19 protein-coding genes are annotated in these 19,461 nt (G+C 56.9%); 14 read left to right on the top strand and 5 right to left on the bottom strand.

What is annotated here, in order from left to right; genetic code table 11:
• Positions 1-23: 23 nt before the first annotated feature.
• Together hemD and hemC are read right to left on the bottom strand one after the other, a co-directional pair.
• Positions 24-752, bottom strand: coding sequence for a uroporphyrinogen-III synthase (gene hemD / locus OK412_RS17110; RefSeq protein WP_033767572.1), 729 nt, complete (start codon positions 750-752; stop codon positions 24-26).
• Entirely contained in the window at positions 749-1,690 is a 942-nt protein-coding gene (hemC, locus tag OK412_RS17105; protein ID WP_033780891.1) for a hydroxymethylbilane synthase, read from the bottom strand. Before hemC ends, hemD begins: the two co-directional genes overlap by 4 nt.
• Before the next feature lie 315 nt (positions 1,691-2,005).
• Between hemC and OK412_RS17100 the strand changes: the two genes are divergently transcribed.
• From OK412_RS17100 to OK412_RS17060, 10 genes are all read left to right on the top strand, one after another.
• A complete protein-coding gene (locus OK412_RS17100) occupies positions 2,006-4,564 on the top strand; it encodes a class I adenylate cyclase (RefSeq protein WP_010257330.1) in 2,559 nt (852 codons plus the stop codon).
• A 147-nt stretch (positions 4,565-4,711) separates the two neighbouring features.
• Entirely contained in the window at positions 4,712-4,912 is a 201-nt protein-coding gene (lptM, locus tag OK412_RS17095) for an LPS translocon maturation chaperone LptM (protein WP_010257328.1), read from the top strand.
• Positions 4,913-4,940: 28 nt separating this feature from the next.
• Complete coding sequence (gene dapF, locus OK412_RS17090) at positions 4,941-5,765, top strand: diaminopimelate epimerase (protein ID WP_010257326.1); 825 nt, start codon at positions 4,941-4,943, stop codon at positions 5,763-5,765.
• The gene (locus OK412_RS17085) at positions 5,762-6,466 is read left to right on the top strand and encodes a DUF484 domain-containing protein (RefSeq protein WP_010257324.1); all 705 of its coding nucleotides are present in this window, start codon (positions 5,762-5,764) and stop codon (positions 6,464-6,466) included. Before dapF ends, OK412_RS17085 begins: the two co-directional genes overlap by 4 nt.
• Positions 6,463-7,368: a tyrosine recombinase XerC gene (gene xerC, locus OK412_RS17080; RefSeq protein ID WP_264353382.1), complete on the top strand. Its 906-nt coding sequence runs from the start codon at positions 6,463-6,465 to the stop codon at positions 7,366-7,368. Before OK412_RS17085 ends, xerC begins: the two co-directional genes overlap by 4 nt.
• Positions 7,365-8,081 carry a 5-amino-6-(5-phospho-D-ribitylamino)uracil phosphatase YigB gene (gene yigB / locus OK412_RS17075; RefSeq protein ID WP_154210634.1) on the top strand — a complete coding sequence of 239 codons (717 nt, stop codon included), beginning with the start codon at positions 7,365-7,367 and terminating at the stop codon, positions 8,079-8,081. Before xerC ends, yigB begins: the two co-directional genes overlap by 4 nt.
• Positions 8,082-8,236: 155 nt before the next feature.
• Positions 8,237-10,399: a DNA helicase II gene (uvrD, locus tag OK412_RS17070; RefSeq protein WP_010257313.1), complete on the top strand. Its 2,163-nt coding sequence runs from the start codon at positions 8,237-8,239 to the stop codon at positions 10,397-10,399.
• Between the two features lie 67 nt (positions 10,400-10,466).
• Positions 10,467-10,523 (top strand): YsgD/CorL family protein, encoded by a 57-nt coding sequence (gene ysgD, locus OK412_RS23555; RefSeq protein WP_353748370.1) that lies wholly within the window; start codon positions 10,467-10,469, stop codon positions 10,521-10,523.
• 176 nt (positions 10,524-10,699) lie between these two features.
• Positions 10,700-11,653 carry a magnesium/cobalt transporter CorA gene (gene corA / locus OK412_RS17065; protein WP_003854370.1) on the top strand — a complete coding sequence of 318 codons (954 nt, stop codon included), beginning with the start codon at positions 10,700-10,702 and terminating at the stop codon, positions 11,651-11,653.
• 97 nt (positions 11,654-11,750) lie between these two features.
• Positions 11,751-12,803, top strand: a complete 1,053-nt coding sequence (locus OK412_RS17060; RefSeq protein WP_033767570.1) for an AbrB family transcriptional regulator — start codon at positions 11,751-11,753, stop codon at positions 12,801-12,803.
• Here OK412_RS17060 and rarD read toward each other — a convergent pair.
• Positions 12,774-13,673 (bottom strand): EamA family transporter RarD, encoded by a 900-nt coding sequence (gene rarD / locus OK412_RS17055; RefSeq protein WP_010257306.1) that lies wholly within the window; start codon positions 13,671-13,673, stop codon positions 12,774-12,776. The genes OK412_RS17060 and rarD overlap by 30 nt on opposite strands.
• A 23-nt stretch (positions 13,674-13,696) precedes the next feature.
• Positions 13,697-14,167 (bottom strand): thioesterase family protein, encoded by a 471-nt coding sequence (locus OK412_RS17050; RefSeq protein WP_010257304.1) that lies wholly within the window; start codon positions 14,165-14,167, stop codon positions 13,697-13,699.
• A gap of 194 nt (positions 14,168-14,361) precedes the next feature.
• On the opposite strand from OK412_RS17050, the gene pldA reads away from it, so the two are divergent.
• The 4 genes from pldA to OK412_RS17030 all read left to right on the top strand — a co-directional run bounded on the left by pldA (position 14,362) and on the right by OK412_RS17030 (position 18,763).
• On the top strand, positions 14,362-15,240 hold the full coding sequence (pldA, locus tag OK412_RS17045; RefSeq protein ID WP_010257301.1) for a phospholipase A: 879 nt from the start codon (positions 14,362-14,364) through the stop codon (positions 15,238-15,240).
• A 24-nt stretch (positions 15,241-15,264) separates the two neighbouring features.
• Positions 15,265-17,094 (top strand): ATP-dependent DNA helicase RecQ, encoded by a 1,830-nt coding sequence (gene recQ, locus OK412_RS17040; protein ID WP_060681461.1) that lies wholly within the window; start codon positions 15,265-15,267, stop codon positions 17,092-17,094.
• A 12-nt stretch (positions 17,095-17,106) separates the two neighbouring features.
• Positions 17,107-17,730: a threonine export protein RhtC gene (gene rhtC, locus OK412_RS17035; protein ID WP_010257296.1), complete on the top strand. Its 624-nt coding sequence runs from the start codon at positions 17,107-17,109 to the stop codon at positions 17,728-17,730.
• Positions 17,731-17,953: 223 nt separating this feature from the next.
• On the top strand, positions 17,954-18,763 hold the full coding sequence (locus tag OK412_RS17030; RefSeq protein ID WP_264353381.1) for a DUF1460 domain-containing protein: 810 nt from the start codon (positions 17,954-17,956) through the stop codon (positions 18,761-18,763).
• Positions 18,764-18,816: 53 nt separating this feature from the next.
• Here the strand turns inward: OK412_RS17030 and rhtB are convergent, their stop codons facing one another.
• On the bottom strand, positions 18,817-19,440 hold the full coding sequence (rhtB, locus tag OK412_RS17025; RefSeq protein ID WP_010257290.1) for a homoserine/homoserine lactone efflux protein: 624 nt from the start codon (positions 19,438-19,440) through the stop codon (positions 18,817-18,819).
• Between the last annotated feature and the right edge of the window lie 21 nt (positions 19,441-19,461).

Raw genomic sequence — 19,461 nt, 5'->3', positions numbered from 1 at the left:
GTGGCACATCCCATTGTTAAAGTTCAGCGTAACGCGCGCAGCAGCGCATCGTTATCGGCACCATCGGCTACCTGAATATCCTGCCAACCCAATCCTGCGGCCAGGGTAGCCAAACGTTCACTGACGACAACCAGTCGGCAGTTGAGCAGCCATTCCTCGCGATCAACTGCGGGGAACAGCGAAAAAAGCTGTTGTAACATTTCACCGCTGGTCACCACCAGCACGGAGACACCGCGATCGCGCCAGCGGCGTCCTTCAACGGGTCCATCATAATACTTCTGGCAGCGCTGATAACAGGCTGCAAACGACACCTCAGCACCTCGCCGGGTTAGCGTCTGAGCCAGCAACTCGCGTCCGGGATCGCCACGCAGGATCAGCGCACGTTTACCCGCAACCTGCTGAAGGGTATTCAGCCGGATCAATTCTTCACTGGTTTCATGCGCATGAGGCCAGGTCACCTGCTGTCCGCTGGCGGTATGAAACGCCAGTGCGGTGCTGCGACCAATTGCATAATAGTCCAGCTCAGCGGGCCATGCTGTGACGGTGTGTTGTGCGTAATGTATAACCTGCTGAGAAAGGATAAAAACCAGGTCGCCAGGGCGAAGTGCGGCGAGCTTTTGTGGCAGAGAGGTGAGATCAGCGCCCGGCGCAAATTCGATCAGCGGCAGGCTCCACGCCTGTTTGCCAAGGGCATGCAGGCGTGACACCAGCTCTGCCGCTGCGGGTTCCGGGCGCGTCACCAGAATGGTCATGCCGGCGGCTGCCCCTGGTAAACTTCTTTCAGGATTTCACGCGCGCCGCCATTCAGCAGTTCATCGGCCAGTGAAATACCCATCTGTTCAGCCTGAGCGCGGGGACCACGGCGTTCGCCGCTGACCATGACCCGGCCATCCGGTGCGCCGACCATGCCGCGCAGCCAGAGGTCATCGCCTTCCAGCACCGCGAAACTGCCGATTGGCACCTGGCAGCCACCCTCTAAACGGGTATTCATGGCGCGCTCCGCTCTGACACAGACTTCGGTATCATCGTGATTCAGCGCCTGCAACAGGCCAATTAAGGTGGTGTCGTCCAGACGGCATTCAATGCCGACCGCACCCTGACCCACGGCGGGCAGGGAAACTTCGGCAGGCATCGCCTGACGAATGCGATCTTCCAGTCCCAGGCGTTTCAGCCCGGCGACAGCAAGAATAATCGCGTCATACTCTCCGGCATCAAGCTTGCCGAGGCGGGTGCCGACATTGCCCCGCAGCGAGCGGATAACCAGGTCCGGACGGCGCGCACTAATCTGGCACTGACGGCGCAGGCTGGACGTGCCGACAATGGCACCCTGTGGCAGCGCGTCGATGGAGTCATAATGATGAGAAACGAACGCATCGCGCGGATCGTCGCGCTCGCAGATGGTTACCAGGCCCAGACCTTCCGGGAAATTGACCGGCACATCCTTCATCGAGTGCACCGCCATATCGGCACGGCCATCCTGCATCGCCAGCTCAAGCTCTTTGACAAACAGCCCTTTGCCACCCACTTTTGCCAGCGGCGTATCAAGGATGATGTCACCTTTCGTGACCATAGGCACCAGCTCAACGCGCAGTCCCGGATGGGCACTCATGAGTCGTTGCTGTACATAATGTGCCTGCCATAATGCGAGCGGGCTTTGTCTTGTAGCAATTCTGAAAATTTTGTCTAACATGCTGTTAACCATTTTTATCGTTCACTGAATATCCTATCATCTCTGGGTGAAGACTGTCAGTTTCAACGGATTGAAAACGGCCTGCGTGCGGTTTCAGGCCGGTTTATTAAGCCATAACGTGGGAACCAGAGCTGAAAAGGCGGGAAGCTGGTAAGAACGTGCTAAACTGTCAGGTAGCGCAACTTTCTTTACGGTCAATCTGCAGGGTGTTAGATTGATCACGTTTCCAGCAATTATCTGCCCACTTTTTTACTTTATAAGCGACAGAGTGTGGAAACAGGGTGCTTAAACACTGGGACAATCAGGCGAAACGTCTTGTACCTCTACATTGAGACACTGAAACAGAGACTGGATGCAATCAACCAGCTGCGCGTTGATCGTGCGCTGGCTGCTATGGGACCCGCTTTTCAGCGCGTCTACAGTCTGCTGCCAACCTTATTACATTATCAACATCCGCAGATGCCGGGTTACCTTGAAGGTAGCGTTCCACATGGCATCAGCTTCTTCACGCCTGATGAAAATCAGCGTCAGCTGCTGGCCGATCTCACCGGCGACAGCGATCTGCGTCATGCCGATGCGCCGAAAGGCGAAATGCCGATTACGGCGATCTATTCTATGGGCAGCACCTCATCTGTCGGCCAGAACAGCGTCTCGGATCTCGATATCTGGGTCTGCCATCAATCCTGGCTTGATAATGAAGAGCGTCTGAATCTGCAGCGCAAATGTACGCTGCTGCAGAAGTGGTGCGTTTCAATGGGCGTAGAGGTGAGTTTCTTTCTGATTGATGAAAACCGCTTCCGCCACAACGAAAGCGGCAGTCTGGGCGGTGAAGATTGCGGTTCAACACAACACATTTTACTGCTGGATGAGTTCTACCGTACGGCAGTTCGTATGGCGGGCAAACGCATCCTGTGGAATATGGTGCCGGGCGAAGAAGAGCACAATTACGACGACTATGTAATGTCGCTCTACGCCAAAGGCGTGCTGACCCCTAATGAGTGGCTCGATCTTGGCGGCCTCGGCACGCTGTCGGCGGAAGAGTATTTCGGCGCCAGCCTGTGGCAGCTCTATAAAAGCATCGACTCCCCGTATAAAGCCGTACTGAAAACGCTGCTGCTGGAAGCCTACAGCTGGGAATACCCCAATACGCAGCTACTGGCGATGGATATCAAACAGCGCCTGCATGACGGTGAAATCATCTGCTTCGGGCTTGATCCTTACTGCATGATGCTGGAGCGCGTTACGCACTATCTGACCAGCGTTGACGATCAGCCGCGTCTTGACCTGGTGCGTCGCTGTTTCTACCTCAAAGTGTGTGAAAAGCTCAGCACCGAAGATCATCAGCACCGCACCGGCTGGCGTCGCGAAATTTTATCGCAGCTGGTCAAAGAGTGGGGCTGGAACGAAGAGAAGATTGCCATTCTGGACAACCGTGCTGAGTGGAAAATCGAGCGGGTGCGCGAAGCCCACAATGAATTGCTGGATGCGATGATGCAGAGTTATCGCAACCTGATCCGCTTTGCCCGCCGCAATAACTTAAGCGTCAGCGCCAGCCCGCAGGATATCGGTGTGTTGACCCGTAAACTGTATGCCGCGTTTGAAGCGCTGCCGGGCAAAGTGACGCTGGTGAATCCGCAGATTTCGCCCGATCTCTCCGAACCCAATCTGACCTTTATTCATGTGCCGCCTGGCCGCGCCAACCGTTCCGGCTGGTATCTCTATAACCAGGCGCCGGACATGGATTCAATTATCAGCCATCAGCCGCTGGAATATAACCGCTACCTGAACAAGCTGGTGGCGTGGGCGTGGTTCAACGGACTGCTGACCCGTAAAACCCGGCTGCATATTAAAGGCAATGAGGTTTGCGATCTGGCGCGTCTGCAGGAGCTGGTTAACGATGTTTCCAGCCACTTCCCGCTGCGTCTGCCCTCGCCAACGCCAAAAGCGCTCTACAGTCCGTGCGAAATCCGGCACCTTGCGATTATTGTTAACCTTGAACACGATCCGACGGCGGCCTTCCGCAATCAGGTGGTGCACTTCGACTTCCGTAAGCTGGATGTCTTTAGTTTTGGTCAGCAGCAGCAGTGCCTGATTGGCAGCATCGATCTGCTTTATCGCAACTCCTGGAATGAGGTGCGTACGCTGCACTTCAGCGGCGAACAGGCGATGATCGAAGGGCTGAAAACCATTCTCGGCAAGATGCATCAGGATGCTGCACCGCCCGATACGGTGGAAGTGTTCTGCTACAGCCAGCATCTGCGCGGTCTGATTCGGACGCGGGTACAGCAACTGGTCTCAGAATGCATTGAGTTGCGCCTCTCCAGCACACGTCAGGAGCCGGGTCGCTTTAAAGCGCTGCGTATGGCGGGCGAGACCTGGGGCCTGTTCTTTGAACGCATGAGCGTTTCGGTGCAGAAGCTGGAAAACGCGGTTGAGTTTTATGGCGCGATCTCCAACAACAAGCTGCACGGACTGTCGATCAAAGTCGAAACGAATCAGACGCCGCTGCCACCCGTGGTCAACGGTTATGCCAGCGAAGGCATTATTCAGTTCTTCTTTGAAAACACCACTGATGAGCGCGGCTTCAATATCTACATCCTCGATGAGACTAATCGGGTTGAGGTCTATCATCACTGTGAAGGCAGTAAAGAGGAGCTGGTGCGCGATGTCAGCCGGTTCTACTCCTCATCGCACGATCGCTTTACCTATGGTTCAAGCTTTATCAACTTCAACCTGCCGCAGTTCTACCAGATTGTGAACACCGGTGAGCGATTCCAGGTGATTCCGTTCCGTAGCCAGACGCTGACGCAGCTGTGTACCTCGCAGCCTGACAACGACAACAGCGACTATCAGCCACGCTATCAGGTGCACTGATGCTGACGGGCTGCCTGCGCTCTGCAGGTGGCCGCTATCTTCCCGGCTTGTCACCCGCTTCACGCTATTTGCGGGCATTTCCTGTTGCTTTTCCACCTTCAACTGCGATGATAAGCATCCAGGTAAAGGACATGAAGAGCATAAAGAATGAAGAAAGTAATAAGCCTGTTGGCCATGACACTGGCAGTAATCAGCCTTGCAGGTTGTGGTCTGAAAGGACCGCTCTACTTCCCGCCGAAGGATCAGCCGAAGAAACAACAAGCCCCAACCGACCGCCAGAAAGCGGATGCCTCTAAAGCCGATGTCGGCGGGCTGGTTACCGGCAATTCAGGCGTAAAAGCGAACTAATCTGATGGCTTATCCGGCGGAGCAAAAAATGCAGTTCTCCAAAATGCACGGTCTCGGCAACGATTTTATGGTTGTGGATGCGGTGACACAAAACGTCTTCTTTTCGCCGGAATTGATCCGCCGGCTGGCCGATCGTCATCTGGGGATCGGTTTTGATCAACTGCTGATTGTTGAACCGCCTTACGATCCCGATCTCGATTTCCACTATCGCATTTTCAACGCCGATGGCAGTGAAGTTGCACAGTGTGGCAACGGTGCGCGCTGCTTTGCCCGCTTTGTTCAGCTGAAAGGGCTGACCAACAAAAGTGACATCCGGGTCAGTACGCAGAATGGCCGCATGGTGTTGACCGTCACGCCTGACGACCAGGTGCGCGTGAACATGGGCGAGCCAAACTTTGAGCCTCAGCAGGTGCCGTTCCGCGCCAACAAAGCTGAAAATCTCTATCTGCTGCGCGTGGCCGAACAGACGGTGATGCTGGGTGCGGTGTCGATGGGCAACCCGCACTGCGTTATCCAGGTTGAAAGTGTCAAAACCGCGCAGGTTGAACTGCTGGGTCCGATTCTGGAGAGTCATGAACGCTTCCCGGATCGCGTCAATGTCGGTTTTATGGAGATCATCAATCCCGAGCATATCCGCCTGCGCGTCTACGAACGCGGAGCGGGTGAAACGCAGGCGTGCGGTAGCGGCGCCTGTGCTGCCGTTGCATGTGGCATTCAGCAGGGCATTCTGGCACCCAAAGTGCGTGTCGACCTGCCTGGCGGAACGCTGCACATCACCTGGAAAGGCGCCGGTCAGCCGCTCTATATGACCGGGCCTGCGACACACGTCTACGATGGGTTTATTCATCTATGAAAAATATCGAAGAGCAGGCTGACAGTTCGGTTCTGCTGGACGATCAGGCCGTCAGTGATTATCTGCGGCAGAATCCCGATTTCTTTATCCGCAATGCCCGTGCAGTTGAACAGATGGCCGTGCCGCATCCGGTGCGTGGCAGCGTCTCTCTGGTCGAATGGCATATGGCGCGGCAACGCAACCATATTCAGCGGCTGGAAGAAGAGATCACGCTGCTGATGGAGCAGGCCAGCGCTAACCACGAACTGTTTGACCGTCTGCTGTCGCTGGAGAGCCATCTGGCCGCGGCTGACTCGCTGCAGGATATGCTCAACCGTCTGCATCGCTGGGCGCGTGAGCTGGGCCTGGCGGGTGCCAATGTGCGGCTGTTCAGTGATAAATGGCTGCTGGGCGCGCCCTCCGATTTCTTTCAGCTGAGCCTCTCGCGTCAGGCGTTTGAACCGCTGCGTATTCAGCGCTTCGGTAACCAGCATCACTATCTTGGCAACATTAATGGGCCGGAACTGCTGCTGCTGTTGCCGCAGGCCAAAGCGATCGGGTCGGTTGCCATGTCGCTAATGGGTGAGGAGGGCGATCTCGGCGTGCTGGTGTTCAGCAGTCGTGACAGCCAGCACTATCAATCGGGCATGGGGACACTGCTGTTGCAGCATCTGTCGCAGATGATGCCTGATCTGCTCTCCCGCTGGGTTGAGCGCGCATGAGCAGCGCGCTGCAGGAGGCCGTCGACGGATTTCTGCGCTACCTGAAAGTGGAGCGCCAGCTCAGTCCGTTAACCCAGAGCAGCTATGCGCGACAGCTTGCCGCGCTGGTGGCGATTGCTGATGAGATGAAGCTCAGCAGCTGGGCAGAGCTGGAACCGGCGCAGGTGCGCAGCATGGCGGCGCGCAGCCGTCGCGCCGGACTGGCCGCCAGCAGCCTCGCGCTGCGGCTCTCCGCCCTGCGCAGTTTTCTCGACTGGCAGGTGAGCCAGGGTTTGCTTTCTGCCAACCCGGCCAAAGGGGTGATGACGCCGCGTAAAGCGCGCCATCTGCCTAAAAACATTGATGTTGATGAAGTAAATCAGCTGCTGGAGATCGACCTTAACGATCCGCTGGCGGTGCGCGACCGGGCGATGCTTGAAGTGATGTATGGCGGCGGTTTGCGTCTCTCTGAACTGGTGAATATGGATTGTCGCCACGTCGATCTCGATTCAGGCGAAGTGTGGGTAGTCGGTAAGGGCAGCAAAGAGCGCCGGATACCGATTGGTCGCACGGCGGTCGCCTGGATCCAGCACTGGCTGCCGCTGCGTGAAACCTTTGGCGGCCGGGATGATGCGCTGTTTCTTTCCACGCGCGGCAACCGCATCTCGCCACGCAACGTGCAGAAACGCTTTGCCGAATGGGGCATCAGACAGGGCGTGGCCAGCCATATCCATCCGCATAAGCTACGACACTCATTTGCCACGCATCTGCTGGAATCCAGCGGTGACCTGCGCGCCGTGCAGGAGTTGCTGGGTCACGCAAACCTGTCGACGACCCAGATCTATACCCATCTCGACTTCCAGCATCTGGCTTCGGTGTATGACGCTGCGCATCCCCGCGCCAAACGAGGAAAGAACGAATGAAGTTTTATCGTCCGCTGTCGGCCATAAAAGCCATGACCTTCGACCTTGATGACACACTCTACGATAACTACCCGGTCATCCGTCGTACCACGCTGGAGTCCCATGCCGCGTTGCAGGCTTTTCATCCGGCGCTGCGTGACTTCACGCCGCAGGATTATCAGCAGTTGCGCGATGAGCTGCTGCAGCGCGAACCTGATATCTATCATGATGTTTCGGAGTGGCGACGCCGTTCGGTTGAGCTGGCGATGCTGAATATCGGCCTCACTGCTGCTGAAGCCACCGCGGGCGCGGCAGAAGTGATGGCGGTCTTTCATCAGTGGCGGAGTCAGGTCGAGATGCCGGATGAGACGCACCAGACGCTGAAAGCCCTGGCGGAGAAAATCCCGCTGGTGGCGGTCACCAACGGCAACGCCTGCCCGGAGAAAATGGGCATTGCAGAATACTTCCGCTTCACGCTGCGGGCCGGGCCAGACGGGCGCGCCAAGCCGTGGCAGGATATGTATCAGCTTGCCGCGCAACGCCTTGATATCGCGCCACACCATATTCTGCACGTGGGTGATGACCTGACCACCGACGTGGCGGGCTCGCTGCGCTGCGGGCTGCAGGCCTGCTGGATTAACCTGCGGCAGGGTAACCTGATGCATATCCCGGATGCGCGCCTGTTGCCGCATGTCGAAATTTCGCGGTTGGCATCACTCACCTCACTGCTATAATGGCTGTAAATTTATCCAGTCGTCTCCTCTTTTCTGTTTTGCCGCCGTCCCTTATCCGGCGTCTGTGGCGCCGCCTGACTGGCAGCGATAATGCCTTACGGCAGGCGGAATAATCAGTGTGACGACGGCGTTTTTTTCTTTGGTAATCGGTGCTTATGGACGTTTCTGAACTGCTCGATGGTTTGAATGACAATCAGCGCGCTGCCGTTGCGGCACCGCGCAGTAACCTGCTGGTGCTGGCAGGCGCGGGCAGTGGTAAAACGCGGGTGCTGGTGCATCGCATTGCCTGGCTGATGTCGGTGGAGAACTGCTCGCCCTATTCGATTATGGCGGTGACCTTTACCAACAAAGCGGCAGCGGAGATGCGTCACCGTATCGAGCATCTGATCGGCACCAGTCAGGGCGGAATGTGGATCGGAACCTTCCACGGTCTGGCGCACCGCTTACTGCGCGCCCACCATCTTGACGCCGGTCTGCCACAGGATTTTCAGATCCTCGACAGCGAAGATCAGTTACGTCTGCTCAAGCGCCTGATCAAATCAATGAACCTTGATGACAAACAGTGGCCTGCGCGTCAGGGCATGTGGTACATCAATGGCAAAAAAGATGAAGGCCTGCGGCCAAAGCATATTGAAAGCTACGGTAATCCGATTGAGCAGACCTGGCTGCGCATCTATCAGGCCTATCAGGAAGCCTGTGATCGCGCCGGTTTAGTCGACTTTGCCGAGCTGTTGCTGCGCGCCCATGAATTATGGCTCAACAAGCCACACATTCTTAATCACTACCGCGAACGCTTTACCAACGTGCTGGTGGATGAGTTCCAGGATACCAACAACATTCAGTATGCCTGGATTCGGATGCTGGCGGGCGACAGCGGCCGGGTGATCATCGTGGGCGATGATGACCAGTCGATCTACGGCTGGCGCGGCGCACAGGTCGAGAATATTCAGCGCTTTCTGCAGGATTTCCCCGGCGCGGAAACGATCCGTCTGGAGCAGAACTATCGCTCAACCAATAACATCCTGAAAGCCGCCAACGCCCTGATCGCTAACAACAATGGTCGCCTGGGGAAAGAGCTCTGGACCGAAGGCAGCGATGGCGAACCGATCTCGATCTACTGCGCCTTTAATGAGCTGGATGAAGCACGCTTCGTGGTCAACCGCATCAAAGTCTGGATGGAGAACGGCGGCGCGCTTAACGACTGCGCCATTCTCTATCGCAGCAACGCCCAGTCGCGTGTGCTGGAAGAGGCATTGCTGCAGAGCAGCATGCCGTACCGTATTTATGGCGGCATGCGCTTCTTCGAACGTCAGGAGATCAAAGATGCGCTCTCCTATCTGCGTCTGATGGCGAACCGCAATGACGACGCGGCATTTGAACGCGTGGTGAATACCCCGACGCGCGGCGTGGGCGATCGCACGCTCGACGTGGTGCGTCAGACGGCCCGTGAACGTCAGATGACGCTGTGGCAGGCAACGCGTGAACTGCTGCAAAGCCGTGCGCTGGCTGGCCGGGCCGCGTCTGCGCTGCAACGCTTCTGTGAACTGGTTGATTCACTGGCAACCGAAACCGCCGAGTTACCGCTGCATGTTCAGACTGACCGGGTCATCAAAGACTCTGGCCTGTGGCTGATGTATGAGCAGGAAAAAGGTGAGAAGGGTCAGGCGCGTATCGAAAACCTTGAGGAGCTGGTGACCGCTACGCGGCAGTTCAGCTATCAGGATGAAGATGAAGATCTGATGCCACTGCAGGCCTTTTTATCCCACGCCGCGCTGGAAGCGGGCGAAGGCCAGGCAGACAAATGGCAGGATGCGGTTCAGCTGATGACGCTCCACTCGGCAAAAGGGCTGGAGTTCAGCCAGGTGTTTATCGTCGGCATGGAAGAGGGCATGTTCCCGAGCCAGATGTCACTGGATGAAGGTGGCCGGCTGGAGGAGGAACGTCGTCTGGCTTATGTCGGCGTGACCCGTGCGATGCTCAAGCTGACGCTGACCTACGCCGAAACCCGCCGACTCTATGGTAAGGAAGTGTATCACCGGCCGTCCCGTTTTATCGGCGAACTGCCCGAAGCGTGCATAGAAGAAGTGCGTCTGCGCGCCAGCGTCAGCCGTCCGGTAAACCATCAGCGGATGGGTGCCCCGGTGACCAAAAATGACAGTGGATTCGCGCTGGGTCAGCGTGTTCATCACGCAAAATTTGGCGAAGGCACCATCATTAATCTGGAAGGCAGCGGCGAGCATAGCCGTCTTCAGGTGGCGTTTCAGGGGCAGGGAATCAAGTGGCTGGTGGCGGCTTACGCGAAGCTTGAAACGCTTTAGCGTGCGGTTGACGGCTTTTTCGTCTCAGCGTAACATGCGCCCACTATTATCATGAGAGGACAATGCCTTGGACACGCCCAGTCGATGCTGGCTCAATGACCTGGATTCCAGGAATAACATCTAAGGCTACCTCTTTACGCGGGTAGCCTTAGCGGTTATCAGCGACCTCCCTTTTTGATTCCGTCGCGAGTCAGCACTGATTTATCTCTGAAACTCTGTTTCCGTGTTCAGGCTGCCCGTTCCATGTTGAGGAACGGCGGACTGCCTTGTCCCATTTAGTCTGCAATGGGGAGTATTGCTATGCTGAGCGCATTTAAACTGGATCACAGCCGCCTGACGCGACTGGAGCTGGAAGACGAAAACGACAAACTGACGACCTCTGTCTGGGTCGATCTGATCGAGCCGGAAGAGGGCGAACGTGATCGCGTGCAATCTGAGCTGGGCCAGAGTCTGGCAACACGGCCTGAGCTGGAAGATATCGAGGCCTCGGCGCGCTTCTTCGAAGATGAAGATGGTCTGCATATCCACTCCTTCTTCTTCTATGAAGATGCTGACGATCACGCCGGTAACTCCACCGTGGCGTTCACCATCCGTGAAGGCCGTCTCTACACGCTGCGCGAACGTGAGCTGCCTGCGTTCCGTCTCTATCGCATGCGCGCCCGTAATCAGACCCTGATCGACGGCAATGCCTTTGAGCTGCTGCTCGACCTGTTTGAAACCAAAATCGAGCAGCTGGCGGACGAAATCGAGAACATCTACAGCGCACTGGAGAAACTCAGCCGGGTGATCATGGAAGGTCAGCAGGGCGAAGAGTACGATCAGGCGCTGTCGCGACTAGCGGAACTGGAAGATATCGGCTGGAAGGTGCGCCTCTGTCTGATGGATACCCAGCGCGCCCTGAACTTCCTGGTACGCAAAGCACGTTTGCCGGGCAATCAGCTGGAGCAGGCGCGTGAAATTCTGCGCGATATCGAATCGCTGCTGCCGCATAACGAATCACTGTTTCAGAAGGTCAACTTCCTGATGCAGGCGGCGATGGGTTTCATCAACATCGAGCAGAACCGCATCATCAAGATCTTCTCGGTGGTCTCCGTGGTGTTTCTGCCGCCGACGCTGGTCGCCTCCAGCTACGGGATGAACTTTGAGTTTATGCCGGAACTGAAGTGGAGCTTTGGTTATCCGGCCGCGATCGGCCTGATGATTCTGGCCGGACTGGCGCCTTATCTCTATTTCAAGCGTAAAAACTGGCTTTAAAATAAGAACGGGCCATCTGAGATGGCCCGTTCTGCTGGCTCCTGTCCCCATTTCTGCGTAATCTTACCCTCCTGTTTTTACAAATTATTAACTTCTTATGGACGCTTTTTCGTTGCGCGCGCAGTGGACGCTGCTGCTGCTGATCTCGGTATTGCTGGGCGCGGTGCTGCACTATTTTCATGTGCCCGCTGCGCTGTTACTGGGGCCGATGATTGTGGGTGTAGTGATGGGGCTGTCGGGTGCCACGCTGCGAATTGATAAACGGCTGTTCCTGCTCGCTCAGGCCGTACTGGGCTGCATGATTGCGCAGAGTCTGTCGCCTTCGATTCTGGCCCCGCTGATTCAGGACTGGCCGATCGTGCTGGCGGTGCTGCTGCTGACGCTGGCGGCCAGCGGCCTGTCAGGTTTTCTGCTGGTGCGCTTCAGTCATCTGCCTGGCCCGACCGGCGCATGGGGATCGTCGCCGGGCGGTGCAACGGCCATGGTGGCGATGGCGGGTGACTTTGGCGCTGACGTGCGGCTGGTCGCATTCATGCAGTATCTGCGGGTGCTGTTTGTCGCCTCGGCGGCCGCGCTGGTGGCGCGCATCGGACTGGGCGATGAGGCGCACAGCGTCTCGCTGCTCTGGTTTCCACCGCTGAATCATGGCTTTGTTATCACCCTGGTGGTGATGCTGACGGGCGCGTGGCTGGGCACCCGACTGCGCATTCCTTCTGGCGCGCTGCTGCTGCCTGCGCTGGCGGGTGCGGCACTGCACAGTAGCGACATCGCGGTGTTACAGGTGCCGGAATGGCTGCTGGCTGTGGCCTATGCACTGATTGGCTGGAGCGTGGGATTACGTTTCACCCGCCCGATTTTTCTGCTGGCCCTGCGCACGCTGCCGCAGATGCTGGCCTCGATCTTCGGGCTGATGCTGTTGTGTGGCGGGCTGGCGTGGATGCTGACGCGAATGCTGGATATCGATCTGATGACGGCCTATCTCGCCACCAGTCCAGGCGGGCTGGACACGGTGGCGATCATTGCGGCAGGAACCCAGGTCAACATGGCGTTTGTGATGGCGTTGCAGACGTTGCGTCTGTTTACCATCCTGCTGACCGGCCCGGCTTTAGCGCGCTTTATTTCACGCTATGCGCGAACGGGAACGGAATGAAAACGCCACCGCATCGCAGACAAATACCAGCAGCGCCAGCCAGATGAAGCCAAAGGTCACCATCTTGTCTGGCGTGATGGTCTCACCGTAAAACGCGACCGCCAGCACAAACATCAGCGTCGGGCCGAGATACTGAAAGAAGCCTACGGTGGAAAGTCGCAGACGACTGCAGGCTGCCGCAAACAGCATCAGCGGAATGGTGGTCACAATGCCCGCCGCTATCAGCTTCAGGTTGAGACTCAGTGGGTTGGCGGATAAGTGGCTGGTGGCGCTGTCGGCAAAGCCAAACAGGTAAATCGCCGCCAGCGGAAACAGCCACAGAGTTTCAATCAGCATGCCGCTCTGCGCATCGACCTGAATCTTTTTACGCACCAGGCCATACAGGGCGAAGCTCAGCGCCAGGCCCAGCGCGATAATCGGTAACGACCCAAACTGCCACAGCTGCACCAGCACACCGACGGTGGCCAGCAGCACGGCGAGCCACTGCAGACGGCGAAACCGTTCGCGCAAAAACAGCATGCCGAACACCACGTTGATCAGCGGGTTAATAAAGTAGCCCAGGCTGGCTTCCAGCATATGCTGATTGTTGACTGCCCAGATAAACAGCAGCCAGTTGCCGCCGATAGTCACGGCCGTCAGCGCCAGCAGCAGCACTTTTTTAGGCTGGCGCAACACGCTGCGAACGCCGGGCCAGCTGCGGCTCAGGGTAATCAGTAACAGCATAAACAGTGCAGACCAGATCACCCGGTGCGTCATGATTTCCGTGGCGGGAACCTGCTTTACCAGTTTGAAATAAGCGGGCGCAATGCCCCAGATAAAGTAAGCGCCCAGTGCAAAGCCAACGCCCTGGCGGGTTTGTTGCGTATCCATATGCGATCCATTCAATGGCGTGGTTAGCCGATAAGATAGGTGGCGGTAGCCGTGGCGATATAATCGCCCTGTTGATTGTGCAGTTCCACGCGCGCCACAGCGACTTTGTTACCGGCGCGCAGCAGGCTGCTGGTGGCGGTGAAGCGTTCGCCGCGTCCGGGACGCAGATAGTCGACGCGCATATCAATGGTGCCCATGCGTGACAGACGCTGGCGCAGATCCGCTTCGCTGATGCTTTCCTGACGGGTTAACGCATTACTGACGCAGACCATGCCCGCCGCCACATCCAGTACCGACGCGATAACGCCGCCGTGCAGAATCTGCTGCGCCTGGTTGCCCACCAGCATGGTTTTGTTATTGAAACTGATCTCTGCGTAGTCTGCGTCAAGGCGCATCAGTTCCAGGCCCAGTGCCTGATTAAACGGCATGTGATAAACGAAAATTTCGCCGACCAGCTGGCGAGCGTCCTGCTGTGTCAGCACGGGTGATGACATGATGATGTGTCCTGAAAAAATCGGGCCAGAGGGGCGCGGAACATGAATGAGTTGTGTATTCTATGCCGCCTGCGAGGGTGTTTCCAGTTTAAGAAATCAGCACTCATGCTCACTGCCATTTGCGTGTAGAATGGCCTGCTTTTTACGACACCCTTTCAGTTACTTTGATACGCAGCTGCTCACCGGAGAATTTTATGCGTAAGCATCGCGCCTTGCTGGCGGCAATGTTGATATTTCCTGCGCTGGCGCAGGCGGATGAAGCCCATATTAAAGAGGTTCATGACGCACCACAGGTTCAGGGCAGCATTATTGCTAACCTGCTGGAGAAGCATGACAACCCGTTTGTTCTCTATCCTTACGAGAACAACTATCTGCTTTATACCTATACCAGCGACCTCAATAAAGAGGCGATCTCCTCCTATAACTGGGGAGAGAATGCCCGCAAAGATGAAGTGAAATTCCAGCTCAGCCTGGCGTTTCCGCTGTGGCGCGGTATTCTGGGCGACAACTCGGTGCTGGCAGCCTCTTACACCCAGCGTTCCTGGTGGCAGCTGTCGAATAGCGCTGAGTCATCGCCATTCCGTGAGACCAACTATGAGCCGCAGATTTTCCTGGGCTGGGCGACCGACTATTCGCTGGCGGGCTGGACACTGCGTGATGTCGAAGTGGGTCTGAATCACCAATCCAATGGACGAAGCGATCCCACCTCGCGCAGCTGGAACCGCGTCTATGCGCGTCTGATGGCAGAGAATGGTAACTTCCTGGCGGAAATCAAACCCTGGTATCGTATCCCTGAAGGGGCGAACAGCGATGATAATCCTGATATCACCAAATATATGGGTTACTACCGCACCCGTCTGGGCTATAAGCTCGGCGACAATATCTTCAGCGTAGAGGGCAACTATAACTGGAACAGCGGTTATGGCGGCGCGACCCTGGGCTGGAGCTACCCTATCACTGAGCACGTTCGCTTCTATACTCAGGTGTTTAGCGGTTACGGTGAATCACTGATCGATTACAACCATCGCCAGACGCGTCTGGGTGTGGGTGTAACACTTAACGACTTGTTCTAATCCATAACGAAAGACAGGAATCGCGTGGCAACCTCGGCAGTTCTTAATCAGGAAGCGCTGGCGCAGCAGGTATTGCAGGATACCTTCGGCTACCAGCATTTTCGTCCCGGTCAGCAGACGATCATCAATGAGGCGCTGAGCGGGCGCGATTGTCTGGTGGTGATGCCCACCGGCGGTGGTAAATCGCTCTGTTATCAGATCCCTGCGCTGGTGCGCGAGGGGCTGACGCTGGTGGTGTCGCCGCTGATCTCGCTGATGAAAGATCAGGTCGATCAGCTGCTGGCGAACGGCGTGGCGGCGGCGTATCTCAACTCCACCATGACGCGCGATCAGCAGCAGACGGTGATGGCCGACTGCCGAACCGGTCGGGTTAAGCTGCTCTACATCGCCCCGGAACGCCTGATGATGGATAACTTCCTGGACAGTCTGGCGCACTGGCAACCGGCGATGCTGGCGGTGGATGAAGCGCACTGTATTTCCCAGTGGGGCCACGATTTCCGCCCGGAATATGGCGCACTCGGCAAGATGCGTCAGCGCTTCCCGGAATTACCGGTAATGGCGCTGACCGCGACCGCGGATGAAACCACCCGCAACGACATCGTTAACCTGCTGCATATGCAGGATCCGCTGATCCAGATCAGCAGTTTTGACCGCCCCAATATTCGCTACACGCTGGTGGAGAAATTTAAACCCACCGATCAGCTGCTGCGTTACGTTCAGGATCAGCGCGGCAAGTGCGGCATTATCTACTGCAACAGCCGGGCGAAGGTGGAAGACACCGCCGCGCGACTGCAAAGCCGGGGGTTCAGCGTCGGGGCATACCACGCCGGTATCGACAGCGAGCAGCGTGGCCGGGTGCAGGAAGCGTTTCAGCGTGACGATCTGCAAATCGTGGTGGCGACGGTGGCCTTTGGCATGGGCATCAACAAGCCCAACGTCCGTTTTGTGGTCCACTTCGATATCCCGCGCAACATCGAGTCCTATTATCAGGAAACCGGGCGGGCCGGACGTGATGGTCTGCCTGCCGAAGCGATGATGCTTTATGACCCGGCCGATATGGCCTGGCTGCGTAAATGTCTGGAAGAGAAAGTGCCCGGACCGCTGCAGGATATTGAGCGTCACAAACTCAACGCCATGGGCGCGTTTGCTGAAGCGCAGACCTGCCGCCGTCTGGTGCTGCTGAACTATTTTGGCGAGGGCCGCCAGCAGCCGTGCGATAACTGCGATATCTGTCTCGACCCACCTAAACGTTATGACGGCCTGATTGAAGCGCAAAAAGCGCTCTCCGGCATCTACCGCGTGGGTCAGCGTTTTGGTATGGGCTATATCGTTGAGGTGCTGCGCGGGTCCAACAATCAGCGTATCCGTGAGCAGGGTCATGACAAACTGCCGGTCTATGGACTGGGCAAAGATCAGAGCCACGAACATTGGGTGAGCGTGTTACGTCAGCTAATCCATCTGGGGCTGGTGACGCAGAACATCGCTATGCATTCGGCTCTGCAACTCACCGAAGCGGCGCGCCCGGTGCTGCGCGGTGAAGTGCCACTGATGCTGGCGGTGCCGCGTTTAATCACCGCAAAAACAAAAAGCAGCAGTCCGGCGAAGTTTCACGGTGGCAACTACGATCGCAAACTGTTCGCCAAGCTGCGTAAGCTGCGAAAAGCGATCGCCGATGAAGAGAATATTCCGCCTTACGTGGTGTTCAATGACGCCACACTGATAGAGATGGCAGAACAGATGCCGGTCAGCGCGTCCGAGATGCTCAGCGTCAACGGCGTGGGTCACCGCAAACTGGAGCGCTTTGGCAAACCTTTCCTGGTGATGATCAAAGAGCATCTTGATGATGAAGAGTAAAGGACACTGATTATGCTGATGTTATTCGCCACTGTGGCGCTGGTGCATCTGGTGGCGCTGATGAGCCCCGGCCCCGATTTCTTTTTCGTGTCACAGACTGCCGCCAGCCGCTCGCGCAAAGAGGCGATGATGGGTGTACTGGGCATTACGCTGGGCATTGTGGTCTGGGCGGGTGTGGCGCTGATGGGGCTGCATCTGATTCTGGAAAAAATGGCCTGGCTGCATCAGATCATCATGGTCGGCGGTGGACTTTATCTGTTGTGGATGGGCTGGCAGCTGATGTGCTCGGCACGTCAGCGTCACAAACAGCCGCAGCAGGATGAGCCGGTGGTTGCGTTGCCGAAACGCGGCATGAGCTTTCTCAAAGGCCTGCTGACGAATCTGTCGAATCCTAAAGCCATTATCTACTTCGGTAGCGTCTTCTCGCTGTTTGTTGGCGACGATGTCGGTTCGGCGGAGCGCTGGGGTCTGTTCCTGCTGATTGTCGGTGAAACTTTTGCCTGGTTTACCCTGGTGGCGGCGATTTTTGCGCTGCCGTGGATCCGCGCTAAGTATCAGCGACTGGCGAAATGGGTCGATGGCATGGCCGGCGTACTGTTTGCCGGTTTTGGTATCCACCTGATTCTTTCGCGTTAAACACCGTTTCAGCCCTTATGCCGGCGTGCGCGTTGCGCCTCCGGCAGAAACCTCCCTTGCTGTCGCTTCCTCCAGAGAGTTCGCTTGTATGACGGATGCCACATTCCAGGGCTCAGGGAGTTTTGCTGTTGCAACCGCAGATAAATCGTCACTCTTTATTAATCATTCATATCCATATCTCCATTAAAGTCGGGAAGCAGGCGCAACGTTTATGGAGAGGATGATGAGAGTGAAGTTCATATTACTGGTGTTGATGACGGCCTGTATCAGCGCCTGCGCCTCGCCTGATGTCGCCCGCAACCCTGCGCCAGAGCCGGGCCAGACCGATGAGGTCACCTCGATCCTGATGCAGACGCTGCCCGATGTCGATAAGACGCAGGGCGAAAGGATTAGCCGGATCTCTGCGACGTTTCTCGGGACACCCTATGAAGCGGATACGCTGATCGGTTCTCCCACGCGTCCGGAAGCGCTGGTGATCAATTTCAACGGTGTGGATTGTTACACGCTGCTTGATTACGTGCAGGCGCTGAGCCGCAGCCACGATCGCGCCAGCTTTGAGGCTAACCTGATTCGGACCCGCTACGCTGGCGGTGAGGTCAGCTACCGGAATCGTCGCCACTTTTTCTCCGACTGGTTTGCCGATAGCCCGCGCAATGCTGATGACGTAACCCGCACTCTTAGCCCGGATACGGTGACGGTGGTGAAGCACCTGAATCGTCAGGCCAGCGGAGCAGAACAGGTGCCCGGTCTGGGTGTGATTGCACGTCCTGTCACTTACATTCCGGCCCGGGCGATCACACCGCAGGTGCTGAACCAGATTCAGACCGGCGATTACGTGGGGGTTTACGCCACCAGTCAGAGCCTGGATGTTACGCATGTGGGGATTGCTGTCCGGCATGATGGCCGCTTGTGGTTCAGGAACGCCTCTTCGCTGGCCGTTAATCGAAAAGTTGTCGATGCGCCGTTCAGGGAATATATGCGCTCGAAACCGGGCATCATTGTGTTGCGTGCGGTTCCACTGACAGCGCCGTAGCGGGGCCAGGGAAGAAGGGATAATCTTTCGCGCCGAATTCGGCGCGTCAGACGTTAAGCGATTTTTCTGGCGCTGGCGAGCAGCGCGCCTACCGCCATAAACAGCCCGCCAAAAATGCGGTTCATTAACTTCATCTGTTTTGGTCCCTTAATCCAGCCCGCAATCCGCGTTGCCAGCGTGGCGTAGCCAATCATCACGATGATATCGACCACAACGGTGGTGACGCCCAGCACCAGATACTGCATAAATAGCGGCTGATGCGGCTGAATAAATTGCGGGAACAGGGCGGCGAGAAAGACGATACTTTTCGGGTTGGTCAGGTTAACCAGCACGGCGCGTTTGAACAGGCGACGACGCGGCATCGCTCTGGCGACCGCATCCAGATCAATGCCACCCGCTGAGCGCCACTGCTGAATACCCAGCCAGACCAGATAGGCCGCACCGGCCCATTTCAGAATCTCAAACGCCAGCAGCGACTGAGAAAACAGCGCGCCCAGACCGATGCCGACCAGCACGATATGCAGCGCCAGGCCGACCTGCAAACCGGAGATAGAGGCCACCGTGCCGCGATAGCCGTGGCTGATACCGGTACTCATGGTGTTGATTGCGCCGGAACCGGGCGACAGGCTGAGAATTGTAGTGGTAAGCAGATAGGTCAGCCACCATTCGATGGTCATGGGTCAGGCTCTCTTTAGTAG

Origin of the sequence: Pantoea sp. JV6 (assembly GCF_025910055.1) — a bacterium.
Lineage (GTDB): Bacteria > Pseudomonadota > Gammaproteobacteria > Enterobacterales > Enterobacteriaceae > Pantoea > Pantoea agglomerans.
The sequence above is the reverse complement of the archived record's forward strand: the minus strand, read 5'-3'. Positions and strand labels throughout refer to the sequence as shown.